Source organism: Vibrio sp. YIC-376 (assembly GCF_052353105.1).
In the GTDB taxonomy this organism is placed as follows: domain Bacteria; phylum Pseudomonadota; class Gammaproteobacteria; order Enterobacterales; family Vibrionaceae; genus Vibrio.
Genome location: NZ_JBBWFK010000001.1, coordinates 129,124 through 143,987, shown reverse-complemented (window position 1 = coordinate 143,987; position 14,864 = coordinate 129,124). Strand labels below are relative to the sequence as shown.

The window sequence follows — 14,864 nt, the reverse complement described above, 5'->3', positions numbered from 1 at the left end:
ATATCACTCAGTTAAGCAAAATGAAGTACCTAATTGAAGTATTCTTACGTAGCCCGCCAACCAATTCTTGATAGAGAAAGACGTACCATTGGTTATGAGCTTCTCTTCCGAGACGGTCCAAAAAATACCTTCCCTGAAGTAGAACCCGAGCTGGCTACTAGTCGACTACTATCCGATCATTTTTTGTCGACGCACTACAATACATTAGGTAACAAACTTGGCTTTGTTAATTTTCCGCAGCAAAGCCTGATAAATCTGGTTCCTACCCTGTTTCCAAAAGATTCACTGGTTATCGAGGTTCTTGAGGATTGCGAGCCAACTGAAGAACTATTTGAAGCGATAAAACATCTGCACGAATGTGGTTATCGAATTGCTCTGGATGACTTCGTACCCACTAAAGAATGGAAACGCTTTCTTCCTTACGTAACTATGATTAAGTTTGATATTCGCGTGATTCCTATCGAAAAAGCGGCGATTTTCATTCAATCCCTTAGTCATTATAATATCGACTTTCTTGCCGAAAAAGTTGAAACATACGAGGAGTTTGAACAAACTCTCGAAGCAGGCTTTAACTACTTTCAGGGCTACTTCTTTAGTAAACCTGAAATGATCAAGAAAAAACGCCTCAAACCCTCATTTTTGGCAGTTATCCAATTGTGTAAAGAGATTGCAGATAAACCGATCGACTTTGATGAAGTTGAACGACTACTTTCAATTGATATTACGCTTTCATACAAGTTACTCACCTACGTCAATTCTGGCTATACGCTTACCACGAAAATTAAGTCATTCAGACAGGCACTGATTTACCTTGGTGAAGACCGTTTACGCCGCTTTATATCACTTGTCGCGATAGCTTCTGTACAAGACGATAAGCCAGATTCGCTATACACACTTGCTCTACAGCGAGCCCGCATGTGTGAGCTTCTTCTGAGCCTAATGAAGACTAAATACGATCCCGGGCAAGCCTTCCTGATCGGCATGTTCTCACTATTGGACTCCCTGCTCGATCAGCCTCTCTCCAATGTTATTGATGACATCCCGGTAGACGATGATATCAAACTGGCTTTAACGAGCAGAAAAGGAGTTTTAGGTTATCTGCTCTCTATGACAATTTCTTACGAGCAAGCCGACTGGGAACGGGTTGAGAAGTACTGTGCAGCTCTGAAACTCACAGATAAACAGCTTGCTGAAGCATTCGACCAATCTACAGAATGGGCTCAAGAACTCCTTTCTCAAACAGCTTGAGTCTCCTTATTCGAAGAAGTTAAATGCTGAAGGTTTTGTGACAGTCATTTGAGTATATAATGTCTCCTACCTCACTAACGTGAGTCCATTTATTCATATCGATTAATTCAATTGAGATTTCTTTTTATGGCTTCTTCCTGCCCTTGCGGCTCTAATCTTACTTACAAACAATGTTGTGAGCTTGCCCATACCAATCACGCAGACGTGAAGACACCAGAGCAACTCATGCGTTCACGCTACAGTGCTCATGTTTTAGGCCTAGTGGACTACGTTGTTGCAACTTATCACCCGAGTTGTCATGCAGAAGATCAACGTGAAGGTATTGAACAATCTATTGATAGCGATTGGTGCAAACTTGAAGTGTTGAAAGCAGAGGCTGGTAGTAACGAAAACGAAGGCTTCGTGGAGTTTAATGCCTACTTCAATGAAGACGGCAAACAATACTGCCTGAGTGAGCGTTCGCGCTTTGTGAAAGAAAATGGTCTTTGGTACTACATTGACGGTACATTCCCAGAAGAAGGACCAGAGCAAGACCCTCGTCTGAGCCAACCAGTAAGCAGTCTGAAAGTCGGCCGTAATGACCCATGTATTTGTGGCAGCGGTAAGAAATTTAAAAAGTGTTGTGGGTAGAAGCTAGATCCTAGGTCATAGTCCTTAGGTCCTAGGTCCTAGGAATAGATTACGGATTACGGATTACGGATTACGGATTACGGATTACGGATTACGGATTACGGATTACGGATTACGGATTACGGATTACGGATTATTTCAACCACCTAATCACGATGTCAAACACTTCTGTATTCTGTAATCAGTATTCCAAAGCAACAAACACCGCAGCTTGCGTTTAGCACTGAACTTACCGCAGACACTTCTAGGACCTAGGACCCTAACACCTAGGGCCTTCCTGTAATCCGTATTCCAAGACAACAAACACCAGAACTTACGTTTATCACTGAACTGGCCGCATTCTCCCCTAGAACCTAGGACCTAGGGTCTGATAAACCTAGGCCCTATCTTTAACTACTTATGACGCTCTTTAAGCTTGTTTACCACGTCGTTCATTGACAAACCTTGGTCTTGAAGCAGAACCAACAAGTGATAAATCAAATCAGCCGATTCGCACACTAGTTCCGCCTTGTCACCCGACGTTGCCGCAAGCGCGACTTCAACGCCTTCTTCGCCCACTTTCTGCGAAATACGCTTGGTGCCACGGGCATAAAGACTGGCAGTATAAGAGGACTCTGGGTCGGCGTTCTTGCGGGCAGCCAGTAGCTGCTCAAGTTGATGAAGCCACACCATTTGTGACTCTTCTTGCGGATCGCCATCCCAGCATGTTGTGGTGCCTGTGTGGCACGTTGGCCCAATCGGATTGACCTTTACCAACAAAGTATCATTGTCACAATCCAGTGAGATGTTCACTAGTTGAAGAACGTTGCCAGAGGTTTCTCCTTTGGTCCACAAACGCTCTTTAGTGCGAGAGAAAAACGTGACTTGACCGGTTTCACCTGTTTTCGCCAGTGCATCTTGGTTCATGTAACCCATCATCAAGACTTGGCTAGACTGGAAATCCTGAACGATAGCAGGTACCAGACCATCCACCTTCTCCCAGTTGATTCGCTCTTGTAGCGAACTTACTTCGGCGGCTGCAAAACTCATACTCGTACCTCTATACCTTGCTGTTTTAAATACTTTTTCAACTCGCCAATATTGATGACTTGCTTGTGGAATACTGACGCAGCTAAAGCACCGTCAACATTCGCTTTTTGGTAAGCCTCTGCGAAGTGCTCCATCGCACCCGCACCGCCAGAAGCAATCAGAGGCACCTTACACACTTCGCGTACCATGTTGAGCTGATCAATGTCGTAACCGTTTCGGACGCCATCCTGGTTCATCATGTTCAATACGATTTCACCAGCACCGCGTTTTTGCACTTCTTGTACCCAATCACGAGTTTCCCATTGCGTCGCTTTAGTACGAGCCTCATCACCCGTAAACTGGTAAACCTGATATTTACCTGTGTCCTTGTCATAGTATGAGTCGATACCCACTACGATACATTGAACACCAAACTTATCTGCCAGATCCGTAATTAGTTGGGGATCCGCCAACGCTGGCGAGTTAATAGAAACTTTATCCGCACCGAATTCCAATATACGTGCAGCATCTTCTGCAGATTTAATGCCACCAGCGACACAGAAAGGAATGTCGATGACTTCAGCTACGCGCTTCACCCAGCTTTTATCAACCACACGACCATCGCTGGATGCAGTGATATCGTAAAACACCAGTTCATCTGCGCCTTCTTCCGCGTAACGCTTTGCCAGAGGAACAATGTCACCAATGATTTCATGGTTACGAAACTGAACGCCCTTAACCACCTGACCGTCACGGACATCAAGACATGGAATTATTCGCTTTGCCAACATGCAAATGCCTCCTCTGCTGTGAATTTACCATCTAGCAACGCACGACCTACGATAACGCCGGCTACACCGCTTCCTTTAAGGGCTTCAATATCGGCCAGTGATCCGATGCCACCCGAAGATTGAAATTGAACCTGAGGGTACTGTTTGCAAAGATCCACGTACAACTCAACATTGGAGCCTTCTAGTGTTCCGTCACGGGAAATGTCCGTGCAAAGAACGTGCTTTAGGCCAACCGTAAGATAATCGTCGATCAAAGCTTCAATCGTGACGCCTGAATCTTCCTGCCAACCAGAAATTGCCACTTTACGTGTACCATCCTGATCAATGTTGATATCCAGTGCCAGAACAATTTTCTCTGCGCCGTATTTTTCCATCCAGCCTTTTACTAGCTCTGGTTGTTTAACTGCCGTCGAGCCGACTACGACACGCTGAGCGCCAGCTTCAAGTAAATCTATAACGTCCTGTTCAACACGAACGCCACCGCCAATCTGGATATTAGCTGGCGTACTTGCCAGTAGTTTTGCAATCAGGTCAAGCTGACGAGCTGACGTATCTTTCGCGCCAGTTAAATCCACTAAGTGCAGCCAATCTGCACCTGCCTGATGGTACAAGTTGAACTGCTCTGCCGGGTCAACTTTGTATTCGGTTACTTGTCCGTAATCGCCTTGGTAAAGGCGAACCACCTGTCCTTCAATTAAATCAAGAGCTGGAATAATCACACTAAATCCCTTTTATAATTCTAAGAAGTTTTGAATAAGCTTCGCGCCCGCTTTTGAAGAACGCTCTGGGTGGAACTGTACTCCGTAGTAGTTACCACTCTGGACAGCCGCTGTAAATGGATTACCGTAATCGCACTCTGCAATAGTGTAATCACCCACTGGCATCGCAAAGCTGTGTACAAAGTAGAAATACTCGCCCTCTTCGATGCCTTTAAATAGTGGATGACCCGCTTTTGCTGAAACGGTATTCCACCCCATATGAGGCAGTGGTAAATCGCCGGTTTGAAGCAATTTCACTTCACCGTCACAAAGGCCTAAACACTCGACCAACTCGTCGGCTTTCTGGCCTTTTTCCTGAGAAACTTTACCCAGTAGTTGCATGCCAAGACAGATGCCCAGCAGCGGCTTCTCTACTTGCTTAACCAAACCAATCAGATCACGCTCTTCAAGGTTTTTCATCGCTTCACTTGCCGTGCCCACGCCTGGCAAGAAAAGCTTATCCGCCGATAATACTACTTGAGGGTCTTTTGAAATTGTAACCTTGTAACCAAGACGCTCGATGGCAAATTTCACCGAAGAAACGTTGGCACAGCCAGTATCAATAATCACAACTTTCTGTTCTGTCACTGTACTCTTCTCCTATCTACTTTAAGGAATGACCTTAAAGAACGCCTTTACTACTTGGCAACTCGTTACCTTCAACTTTTATAGCCTGACGTAAAGTACGGCCAAACGCTTTAAACAGGCTTTCAATGATGTGGTGATCGTTATCACCCGCAGAAGAAAGGTGTAGCGTACAAGCCAAAGTATCAGTTAACGAACGGAAGAAGTGTACAACCATCTCAGTCGACAAATCGCCGACTTGATCACGGCTAAATTGCGCGTCGAACTTCAAATATGGGCGGCCAGATAAATCCAGCGCACATTGTGCAAGACACTCATCCATCGGCAAGCTAAAACCAAAGCGACCAATACCGCGTTTATCGCCTAGCGCTTCTTTCAGTGCCTGTCCAAGCGCCAACGCAGTATCTTCGACGGTGTGGTGATCATCAATGTGAAGATCGCCTTCTACCTTACATACAAGCTGGAAACCACCGTGGGTTGCGATTTGATCAAGCATATGATCAAAGAATCCCATCCCTGTCGAGATTTCATTGCCACCTTGCTCATCCAGGTTAACCGCAACCTTGATGTCCGTTTCTTTGGTAGTACGAATGACTTGTGCAACACGGGCCTTCACTGTGAGATCTTTTACGATTTGCTTCCATCCCATGGTCTCTGGATTATATTGAATACCGCGAATCGCCATATTTTCAGCAAGCTGAAGATCCGTTGGACGGTCACCGATCACAACGGAATTCTGGAAGTCCACTTTGCCACCCTGAAGGTACTTTTTCACCATGCCCAGCTTAGGCTTACGGCAAGAACAGTTTTCATCGTCAAAGTGAGGACAAATCAGAACATCATCAAACTTCACACCTTGAGATTCGAAAATCTCCATCATCATGTTGTGTGGCTCGTCAAAGTCTTTTTGCGGGTAACTATCCGTACCCAAACCATCTTGGTTGGTTACCATCACTAAACGGTAACCCGCATCCTGTAGTGTTAATAGACTTGGGATCACGTATGGCTCTAGTTTCAACTTATCTAGACGGTCTACTTGGAAATCAATCGGAGGCTCAACAATCAGTGTGCCGTCACGGTCAATAAAAAGGATTTTTTGTTGTTTGCTCACTAGAACATCCTTATTGCTATCTTGTTTGGCTCCCACTCGATCGTGAGAGCAAGGTAACTTTATGGCTTTACAGCTTTACGAATAGTAGTTTCGAATAAATCCAAGTGTCTTTTCGCATTCTTCGCGATTACCGACACTGATTCGTACACAGTTTTCAATTGGTGAGTTACGTAAAATAATTCCTGTATCCCATGCGCCTTTAAACAGGGCATCACCATCAGGGAACTTAACAAGCAGGTAGTTCCCCCACCCTTCGTTCACCTCAACACCCGGAATCATTGATAATCCAACTTGTAAGTAGGCACGGTTCGCATTGAGGTCAAGCACCTGATACTTTGCACGAGCTAAGCCTGCTTCTGATAATGCTTGAATTGCAATCTCTGCAACTGGCACCGGCACTGGGTATGGTGCGATAACCTTAAGAAGTACATTAATCAGCTCTTCATTCGCAAGCGTAAATCCACAACGCAGACCAGCCAGCGCAAATGCTTTTGATAACGTGCGAAGAATCGCTAAGTTAGGATATTGCTCTAACAGATCAACCGTTGAAGCTTCTGGACAAAAATCAATGTAGGCTTCGTCCATCACGACAATCGCGCGATCTTTAGTCATTTCAAGCAGTGAAAGGATGTCTTCTCGCTTGACCAAGTTACCCGTAGGATTGTTTGGTGAACAAACAAACACAAGTTTTACGTTATCAAGGTTGGCTTCAATTCCAGCGAGATCAAGTTGCCAGTCTGAAGTCAGAGGTACTGTCTTGCGCTCAACACCAAACGTTTCTGCACTGATAGCATACATACCGTAGGTTGGCGGACAGTAAAGAATGGCATCTTTACCCGGTTCGCAGAACGCACGTACGAGTAGCTCAATTCCTTCATCGGCACCACGCGAGGTAAGCGTTTGTTCAGGTTTGACACCAGCATAAGCCGCATAGGCTGCAATTAACTCTTTTGGCTGACACTCACTGTAACGGTTAAGACGAGCGAAATCCGTTTTATATTCATTGTTAAATGGTGATTCATTAGCATTCAGCCATACATCACCTGTACCACCAATACGACGAGCAGATAAATAAGGAGTTAGTTCCTGGACTTGTTTACGCGCTAGCTTTTCCATCTCAATATTTCCTTCTTACTTAGCTGCCAGTTTTTCTACACGGATCGTAACTGCACGTTTGTGCGCGTCTAAACCTTCCGCTTCAGCCATGGTTACAACCGTTGGAGCCAGATTCTTAAGGCCTTCTGCAGACAACTCCTGAACTGTCATTCGTTTAGAGAAGTCGGCCAAGCCAAGGCTTGAATACGTGCGAGTGTATCCGTAAGTCGGAAGCACGTGGTTTGTACCTGAAGCATAGTCACCAGCAGACTCAGGTGACCAGTCACCCAAGAAAATAGAGCCTGCGTTATCAAGAAGTGGTAACAACTCTCGCGGATTCTTTGTTTGCACAATCAAGTGCTCAGGGCCGTAAAAGTTCGAGATTGAAACCGCTTGTGTTAACGATTCAGCGATAATAATCAAACTTGATGCCAGTGCTTTTTCTGCGATGCTTGCGCGAGAAAGCTCCTTCAATTGACGTTGTACCGCGTCCGTCACTTGATCTGCAACGACTGGTGAAGGCGTTACTAGTACCACTTGTGAATCAGGACCGTGTTCCGCTTGGCTAAGTAGATCGGCTGCAATAAAGTCAGGATCAGCGGTTTCATCGGCAAGCACCAGTACTTCAGACGGGCCAGCTGGCATGTCAATCGCTGCACCACGGAAATCATTACTCACTTGACGTTTTGCTTCAGTAACGTACGCATTACCTGGGCCAAAAATCTTATCAACTTTAGAAACCGTCTCTGTACCATAAGCCATCGCAGCAACAGCTTGACCACCACCAACGTTATAAACTTCATCAATACCACAAAGTTTCGCTACGTAGAGGATTTCATCAGCAATCGGCGGTGGAGAACACAATACCACTTTGCGACAACCCGCTATTTTTGCAGGGACACCAAGCATCAGAACAGTCGATGGTAATGGAGCGCTACCACCAGGAATGTATAAGCCCACTTTTTGGATTGGACGTGTGACTTGCTCACACATTACACCTGGCTGCGTCTCGACTTTAATAGGCTGTGGCTTCTGCGCTTTGTGAAACTTAGCGATATTTGCATAAGCTTGCTCAAGCGCGTTTTTCATGTTTTCAGATAGACGTGCTGAAGCTGCATCAATTTCTTTTGCCGAAACTCGAATTGAATCCGGTGTTACTCGGTCAAACTTCTCTGTTAGCTCGATAAGCGCGGCATCACCTTCGCTACGTACTTTCGCGATAACCTCAGCAACGGCAGCGGTTATATTCGCACCTTCAGTGATAGCTGGGCGCTCTAAAATCGAATCTTGTTGATTTTCACTCAGTGATTGCCAAACGACTGTTCTCATCGCTCTTACTCCATCATTTTTTCAATTGGTAGTACTAGAATAGAGCTTGCACCCAGCTCTTTCAGTTGTTCCATTGTTTCCCAGAAAAGGTTTTCAGAACTTACCAAGTGAACAGCCATTTTTGATTTGTCTGCAGATAGTGGTAATACGGTTGGATCTTCTGCACCTGGCAGTAACGATTTAATTTGCTCAAGCTTTTCTGCAGGTGCGTGTAACATGATGTATTTAGACTCTTTTGCTTGCTGCACGCCTTGCATACGAGTAAGTAGTCTTTCAATCAGTGCGGTCTTGTCGGCGTCAAATTCACCAGTGCGTTGAATCAGTGTCGCTTTAGATTGGAAAATAACTTCAGCTTCTTTAAGTCCGTTAGCTTCTAGCGTCGCGCCAGTTGAAACTAAGTCTGCAATCGCATCGGCCAGACCAGCTCGAGGGGCAACTTCTACCGAACCTGTCAGCATACAAGTAGAGAATGGTACGCCGGCAGCGTCCATGTAAGCTTTAAGTAAGTGTGGGTAAGTAGTAGCAATGCGTTTGCCAGCTAAATCTTGTGGGCCTTTGTATTCTGCGTCTTTGTCGATAGCAATAGACAAACGACAACCACCAAAATCTAGACGACGAAGTTGTACAAATGCATATGGTTCGCCTTTAGCTTTACGGTCTAGACGTACTTCTTCCAATTCGTTTTCACCGATAAAGCCAAGATCCACAACACCATCCATAACAAGTCCAGGGATGTCGTCATCACGGACTAGCAGCAAATCGATTGGCATATTTTCAGAGTGAACCACAAGACGCTCACCCATTAGATTAAATTTAACGCCGCATTGTTTAAGTAGAGCCTGGCTCTCTTTGCTAAGACGACCTTTTTTCTGAATTGCGATTCTTAAGCGTTGTGTTTGCATTGCTTTGTCCCTGTACAAGATATTGAAATCTAAATTATTTTTTAAGCCAAAAACGAAAAAACCCTCGGAAGATATTTTCTCCCGAGGGTTTTAAATCTGAAATACTTTGATTTTAACCGCCGGGAGTTTTCTGTCTCCCGGGTATGCGCACATCTCCCGAAAGACTAGACTGGGTGATGGTGATGATGAATGTTCATTACAAAATTGCGCATACTTATTTAAAACTCTATTTCGTTGTTTTGTTGATGACCACACTAACTAAGGATTCTATTTTTTTCAATACTAAATTTAACTAATTATGATTTTTTTTGTTAATCATTTGATTTAAATGTATTTTTATTTTTATCTAGCGCCCACTATTTCAATGAAAAATGTAGCTATACAACAGATCTCTTAGCAAAAATCGTGCACAAATCAAAATTCTTGTTAAACAAATGGTTAGTAAATTTCACTATTCGTAATTAACACCTTTCTCAATAAAAAGACACTCACTCGGCCATGAGCCAACTAATTAAAAACTATTATTTTATTGGGGCAAAAATAGTGAAAAATGATGAAACTGCATAACAGTAGTGCTAAACAAGCTGTGGATCTCAGTAATGCTGACCTATATCCATTGATCGGCAATAGCGCCTGTATCCAAGAGCTTCGTAACGCCATAAAAAAATACGCTCGATGTGATGCGGAAGTGCTCATTCAAGGGGAAACCGGAGTGGGTAAAGGATTGTGCGCGCGACTTATTCATCAATTGTCTAAGCGAAGTCAGTGGCCTTTTGTCGAGGTAAACTGTGGTGCTATTCCTAGCGGACTGATCGCATCTGAATTATTTGGCCATGAGAAAGGGGCATTTACCGGTGCTATTTCTGATCGAATTGGCTTTATTCAAAAAGCTCACAAAGGCACATTGTTTCTGGATGAAATAGGAGACATGCCTCCTGATCTGCAAATCCACCTATTGCACTTCTTAGAAAGTAAGCAGATACACAAAGTCGGTGCCGATAAGTTTATCGATGTAGATTGCCGTGTCATAGCCGCAAGTCACGTAGATTTAAAAAGCGAAGTAGTACAAGGTGAGTTTCGAGAAGACTTATTTTACCGACTTAACATATTACCTCTCACGATCCCTCCATTAAGAAAAAGAGGACAGGATATTCTCATGCTGTCAGAGCATTTCTTGAGAAACCTATCTAGTGGTCAGGTCAATAATATGTCTGAAGAAGTCGAAGAAATGCTCTTAAAACATCGCTGGCCAGGGAACGTCCGTGAATTACGCAATGTCATCCAGCGAGCAATCGTCATGTGCGAAAACAACACATTACTCGTTGATGATCTTGGGCTTGATTGTAACGAAAGGCAGCTACTCCCATCTGCGGATCAAATTGACCTCGACTATCTATTGCAAGCCATTGAAGAAAATAAACATAACATGAGTGCTGCAGCGCGAGACCTTGGTATATCCAGAACGACGCTATATCGCCTGATTAAGAAATACAATTTGAGCGTTTAACACTGTACAGCTGTAACGTAACACTGTGTAACATCAAATTCTAAAAATATCATTTAGTTAAAATTTAAGCCTGATAATTTCAATTTCAGCCCTTTAGAAATCAACAAGTTAAAATAGGCATACTCTTTGCTCCTGTGTTCATTAGTCATTAGCGACAATGACACAGGAGCAGAAAAAATGAATATTCACAGGCTATTATCCAAGATTCGAACAGCTACTCTTGTGATATCTTCACTAGCTTTCATCTTTTCAGTACCTGCGTTAGCAAATCTAAGTGGAGCAATCTTTACGACAGATCCATGGGGCGCAGTCGTTAATGAGAACGTTCGCTACGAATCTAAATTAGAAGTCTTTTTAGATGGAGGTCCTGGGCCGCATGCTCCAAGAACAGCTGCTGCACTACCAGCAGGGCTTTACTACTTCCAAGTCACTGACCCGTCTGGTAAATGTTTGTTATCGAGTATGACAGATAGTGCTGATAACAATGGCAACGCGGACCTTAACGAGCATAAAGAACAGTTAGCGCAGCAACTACTGGCGTTTATCTTTAACACTCGTCATCGTCCAACCGATTCAGGCTTAAGTCCTACAACCACGCTTTGGTATGGTGGTGAATGGGTACCTGTGCAAGAAATTATCGCGAATGCGATTGTTGCATGGCAAGGGTCTGACGAATCTGAGATCGATTATATTAAAACCCTGTTAGATGGTATGAACAATAACGATGAAGTTCAAATCCTACCTTCATCACCTGACGATTGTCCAACACCATATTTCCCACCGAGTGAGCCGGAGGTCTAATTTATTTCATTTAATAGTTAACCCCAAAAAACGCGATTGCCCCCCTCACCTAAATCGCGTTTCAAAAAAAGCTCCGCTATTTCTAGCGGAGCTTCCTCTTTTTTAATTAACTCGATTTCTCTATACGTTTTGGTACGCCGCCATCTTAGATTTAGATAGCCACGAAAGTACCACACATAGAATTACGAAGGTTAATGTTGCCGCTGTGAACGAAATTGCGATAGACGTTGTCAAACCCAGTACGACAAAGCCTACGCAAGAAACTAGTGCCACACATAAAGCATACGGTAACTGAGTTGAAACATGATCAATGTGGTTACAACGTGCGCCAGTCGACGACAAAATAGTGGTATCTGAAATTGGTGAACAGTGGTCGCCAAATACCGCACCTGCCAAAACAGCGCTTAGCATTGGTAGCATAAGTGCTACATCAGTCGCTCCTGCCATATCACCAGCAATTGGCAGCATGATACCGAAAGTACCCCAAGACGTACCTGTTGAGAATGCCATTAAACCAGACAACAAGAACAGAATAACAGGCAGCCAGTGTGGGTCGATATTACCCTGTGCCAACGTTGATAGGTAAGAGCCCGTTTTCATATCACCGATAACAGAGCCAATAGTCCAGGCAAATACAAGGATAAGAATTGCACCGAGCATTGATTTTGCGCCAATCCAAAGTGTACGGATGATCTCGCTCATTGGAATACCCTGCTTAAGCACAGTAAATAAACCAACCGCCAGACCAAGCAAGCTACCGTAAATCAGGGACATACCAACATCGGTATTCTCAAATGCGCCTAGTAGAGCAAACTCTTTACCATCAGCAGCCAAGGCCTGACCACCGGTGTAAAGCATAGAAGCAATAGTTGCCACAATTAGCGTTACGATAGGCAAGATCAAATCAGAAACGTGACCTTTATCGCTCTCGCGGATATCAAGCTCCTCGTTAATTTCATGAGCTTCTGGCGAGTCGTTCTCTTGGTCTTTATCAAACCCTCGACCTTGTGATGCCAAGATCTCGTGTTCACGCATCTTACCGATGTCTAAACCGAACCATGCGACTGCAAATACCATAAGTAGTGCAAATACCGCATAGAAGTTCATAGGAATCAATCGAATGTATGCACCTAGAGCAGAGTACTCGGTAATACCGTGCGAAACTAAAATGCCACCAATAATGGTAATGATGTAAGCACCCCAGCTCGATGCTGGCATAATCACACACATTGGAGCCGCAGTTGAGTCCAGGATGTACGCTAATTTCGCGCGAGATACATAGAATCTATCGGTCACTGGGCGAGAAATCGCGCCAACAGCAAGGCTGTTAAAGTAATCGTCGACAAAAATGAATACACCTAAAAAGGCTGCGAGAAGTTTAGAACCGCGCTTACTTTTAACTCGAGACTGCGCCCATTCTGCGAATGCGCGTGTACCACCAGACAGCGTCAACAATGCGGTTGTCATTCCCAATAAGATAAGGAAGCCAACTATACTCATATTCCAAGTGTTAAGACCGCCATCTTCAACGAAGACAGAAGACACTTGGGTACCAACATAGCTCGCAGTATCAACGACCGACCAGCTATTCAGTAGAACCGCACCCAGTACGATACCTACACCAAGAGAAATTAATACACGTCGTGTCAAAATCGCCAGAGTCAAAGCGACAAGCGGTGGCAACAGTGAAACAGGAGAACTAGAAAAATCTATTAAATTCATGATCTTCAAAAACCAAAGTTTGGCTAGAGATCTACTGCAGATAAGCCACGTCTTTTAAAAAACGAACTCATGTTGAACTTAGCGACAGGGAAGCGAACACTCCACCCAACCCTACAGTAGCGCTCCATAGTTTAATGTAAATATACTATGGCAGTGTTGTTCCTTTCGGATACAACCCCAGCAAGTAATATTGATGGATTACTCGCTTCGGCAATCTTCGCCTTCCACTATTATTCATTGGCATCACCCCAATAATAGCTACTCTTCGAGACTGCGCCTCTACGGCAATAACAAACAATTGACCACTAAATATACATAATGGCAACAATTTATCTGTGATATTGCATCAGGTGGCGCTATTGTACTTATGATGAGAACCAATGCAACACATCAAACTAAATTAAACTTATATTCCACTGTAAAGCGAGCGGTTTAGTTTCACCACTAAATGCCATTAATATGCAACTGCAACCACTATCATTGCACTTTTTATGAAACCTTATTATTACTCGAGCAGTATCATTATTTGACTTCTATTGATAAATAAAACAAATGTGACATCGAAAACTACACACGACTTTATCTCTTTGACCGGATTGAGACGCCCTGTGACTTATAAAAGCGAATTCACAATAAAGGCAATTAAAATATTTTGAGCATGATTGAACTTCCATCTAATAACTTTTATATCTCGATAATATTCCTTTCTTATAAAAAATTAGACAAAATTAATCGAAATCACGATTTAGTATTTGCACATAAGGAAAAGATAAAGTTAAATATAAGGACTTACCGCTTTATTTGTAGAATGGCATTATTTGATCGTAACGATAAGAGGTGCCATACACATTAACCTATTAATAGGAATCGTTATGTCAGAGCTGACTAAAACACTTCTAAATATCCGTAGCCTTCGTGCATTTTCTCGTGAGCTGACTCTAGAACAATTGGAAGAAGCTCTAGATAAACTGACTACTGTAGTGACAGAGCGCAAGGAAACGGAAGAGGCAGAACGCGCAGCACAAGCTGAGCAAGAAGCTAAATTAGCTGAAATCGCAGAAAAAATTGCACAAGACGGTATCGACGTTGAGGCTCTTATTAATGCGCTATCAGGCGAAACTAAGACTAAGGCAAAATCTAAGCGCGCACCTCGCCCTGCTAAATACAAGTACATTGATCCAAATGGTCAAGAAAAAACTTGGACAGGCCAAGGTCGTACGCCTTCTGCTATCCAAGAGCATCTTGATGCAGGTAAATCACTGGATGATTTCCTAATCTAATTTGCGTTCTATAGTAAAAATAAGAGGCTCCCTAGGGAGCCTTTTTGTTTGTATTAAATAAAAAATGGCGCATTTCCTAATGCGCCATTTTTACATT

Annotated in this window: 14 protein-coding genes, 1 riboswitch and 1 other annotated feature; of the genes, 5 read left to right on the top strand and 9 right to left on the bottom strand. The window is 43.7% G+C overall.

Features of this window, described 5'->3' with window-relative positions; translation table 11 throughout:
- Nucleotides 1-33: 33 nt before the first annotated feature.
- Entirely contained in the window at nucleotides 34-1,248 is a 1,215-nt protein-coding gene (locus WJM94_RS00665) for an EAL and HDOD domain-containing protein (RefSeq protein WP_444492317.1), read from the top strand.
- A 126-nt stretch (nucleotides 1,249-1,374) separates the two neighbouring features.
- A complete protein-coding gene (locus tag WJM94_RS00660; RefSeq protein WP_444492316.1) occupies nucleotides 1,375-1,878 on the top strand; it encodes a YchJ family protein in 504 nt (167 codons plus the stop codon).
- Between the two features lie 393 nt (nucleotides 1,879-2,271).
- Here WJM94_RS00660 and hisIE read toward each other — a convergent pair whose 3' ends face one another.
- The 8 genes from hisIE to hisG form a co-directional block, all read right to left on the bottom strand.
- Nucleotides 2,272-2,907 (bottom strand): bifunctional phosphoribosyl-AMP cyclohydrolase/phosphoribosyl-ATP diphosphatase HisIE, encoded by a 636-nt coding sequence (hisIE, locus tag WJM94_RS00655; protein WP_444492315.1) that lies wholly within the window; start codon nucleotides 2,905-2,907, stop codon nucleotides 2,272-2,274.
- Nucleotides 2,904-3,677 carry an imidazole glycerol phosphate synthase subunit HisF gene (hisF, locus tag WJM94_RS00650; RefSeq protein ID WP_444492314.1) on the bottom strand — a complete coding sequence of 258 codons (774 nt, stop codon included), beginning with the start codon at nucleotides 3,675-3,677 and terminating at the stop codon, nucleotides 2,904-2,906. The genes hisIE and hisF overlap by 4 nt, the downstream gene beginning before the upstream one ends.
- On the bottom strand, nucleotides 3,659-4,396 hold the full coding sequence (hisA, locus tag WJM94_RS00645; RefSeq protein WP_444492313.1) for a 1-(5-phosphoribosyl)-5-[(5-phosphoribosylamino)methylideneamino]imidazole-4-carboxamide isomerase: 738 nt from the start codon (nucleotides 4,394-4,396) through the stop codon (nucleotides 3,659-3,661). The genes hisF and hisA overlap by 19 nt, the downstream gene beginning before the upstream one ends.
- A gap of 12 nt (nucleotides 4,397-4,408) precedes the next feature.
- Nucleotides 4,409-5,023, bottom strand: a complete 615-nt coding sequence (gene hisH / locus WJM94_RS00640; RefSeq protein WP_444492312.1) for an imidazole glycerol phosphate synthase subunit HisH — start codon at nucleotides 5,021-5,023, stop codon at nucleotides 4,409-4,411.
- A gap of 34 nt (nucleotides 5,024-5,057) precedes the next feature.
- Complete coding sequence (gene hisB, locus WJM94_RS00635) at nucleotides 5,058-6,131, bottom strand: bifunctional histidinol-phosphatase/imidazoleglycerol-phosphate dehydratase HisB (protein WP_444492311.1); 1,074 nt, start codon at nucleotides 6,129-6,131, stop codon at nucleotides 5,058-5,060.
- A gap of 75 nt (nucleotides 6,132-6,206) precedes the next feature.
- Complete coding sequence (gene hisC / locus WJM94_RS00630) at nucleotides 6,207-7,247, bottom strand: histidinol-phosphate transaminase (RefSeq protein ID WP_444492310.1); 1,041 nt, start codon at nucleotides 7,245-7,247, stop codon at nucleotides 6,207-6,209.
- A 15-nt stretch (nucleotides 7,248-7,262) separates the two neighbouring features.
- Nucleotides 7,263-8,555, bottom strand: a complete 1,293-nt coding sequence (hisD, locus tag WJM94_RS00625) for a histidinol dehydrogenase (RefSeq protein WP_444492309.1) — start codon at nucleotides 8,553-8,555, stop codon at nucleotides 7,263-7,265.
- 5 nt (nucleotides 8,556-8,560) lie between these two features.
- Complete coding sequence (gene hisG / locus WJM94_RS00620; protein WP_444492308.1) at nucleotides 8,561-9,457, bottom strand: ATP phosphoribosyltransferase; 897 nt, start codon at nucleotides 9,455-9,457, stop codon at nucleotides 8,561-8,563.
- 52 nt (nucleotides 9,458-9,509) lie between these two features.
- Nucleotides 9,510-9,646 (bottom strand) — a sequence feature (His leader region).
- A 364-nt stretch (nucleotides 9,647-10,010) separates the two neighbouring features.
- Between hisG and WJM94_RS00615 the strand changes: the two genes are divergently transcribed.
- Both WJM94_RS00615 and WJM94_RS00610 read left to right on the top strand, forming a co-directional pair.
- A complete protein-coding gene (locus WJM94_RS00615) occupies nucleotides 10,011-10,964 on the top strand; it encodes a sigma-54 interaction domain-containing protein (protein ID WP_444492983.1) in 954 nt (317 codons plus the stop codon).
- Between the two features lie 177 nt (nucleotides 10,965-11,141).
- The gene (locus tag WJM94_RS00610) at nucleotides 11,142-11,765 is read left to right on the top strand and encodes a hypothetical protein (protein WP_444492307.1); all 624 of its coding nucleotides are present in this window, start codon (nucleotides 11,142-11,144) and stop codon (nucleotides 11,763-11,765) included.
- 120 nt (nucleotides 11,766-11,885) lie between these two features.
- Here WJM94_RS00610 and tet(35) read toward each other — a convergent pair whose 3' ends face one another.
- Complete coding sequence (gene tet(35) / locus WJM94_RS00605) at nucleotides 11,886-13,487, bottom strand: tetracycline efflux Na+/H+ antiporter family transporter Tet(35) (RefSeq protein WP_444492306.1); 1,602 nt, start codon at nucleotides 13,485-13,487, stop codon at nucleotides 11,886-11,888.
- Nucleotides 13,488-13,596: 109 nt separating this feature from the next.
- A riboswitch (Lysine riboswitch) is annotated at nucleotides 13,597-13,777 on the bottom strand.
- A 582-nt stretch (nucleotides 13,778-14,359) separates the two neighbouring features.
- Here tet(35) and WJM94_RS00600 point away from each other — a divergent pair.
- Nucleotides 14,360-14,767, top strand: coding sequence for an H-NS family histone-like protein (locus WJM94_RS00600; protein ID WP_444492305.1), 408 nt, complete (start codon nucleotides 14,360-14,362; stop codon nucleotides 14,765-14,767).
- Nucleotides 14,768-14,864: the final 97 nt, after the last annotated feature.

What these genes read in the sequence shown, in the direction of transcription:
- WJM94_RS00660 (WP_444492316.1), top strand. Translation starts at nt 1,375, where the DNA reads ATGGCTTCTTCCTGCCCTTGCGGCTCTAATCTTACTTACAAACAATGT.
- hisIE (WP_444492315.1), bottom strand. Translation starts at nt 2,907, where the DNA reads ATGAGTTTTGCAGCCGCCGAAGTAAGTTCGCTACAAGAGCGAATCAAC.
- hisF (WP_444492314.1), bottom strand. Translation starts at nt 3,677, where the DNA reads ATGTTGGCAAAGCGAATAATTCCATGTCTTGATGTCCGTGACGGTCAG.
- hisC (WP_444492310.1), bottom strand. Translation starts at nt 7,247, where the DNA reads ATGGAAAAGCTAGCGCGTAAACAAGTCCAGGAACTAACTCCTTATTTA.
- hisD (WP_444492309.1), bottom strand. Translation starts at nt 8,555, where the DNA reads ATGAGAACAGTCGTTTGGCAATCACTGAGTGAAAATCAACAAGATTCG.
- hisG (WP_444492308.1), bottom strand. Translation starts at nt 9,457, where the DNA reads ATGCAAACACAACGCTTAAGAATCGCAATTCAGAAAAAAGGTCGTCTT.
- WJM94_RS00615 (WP_444492983.1), top strand. Translation starts at nt 10,011, where the DNA reads ATGAAACTGCATAACAGTAGTGCTAAACAAGCTGTGGATCTCAGTAAT.
- WJM94_RS00610 (WP_444492307.1), top strand. Translation starts at nt 11,142, where the DNA reads ATGAATATTCACAGGCTATTATCCAAGATTCGAACAGCTACTCTTGTG.
- WJM94_RS00600 (WP_444492305.1), top strand. Translation starts at nt 14,360, where the DNA reads ATGTCAGAGCTGACTAAAACACTTCTAAATATCCGTAGCCTTCGTGCA.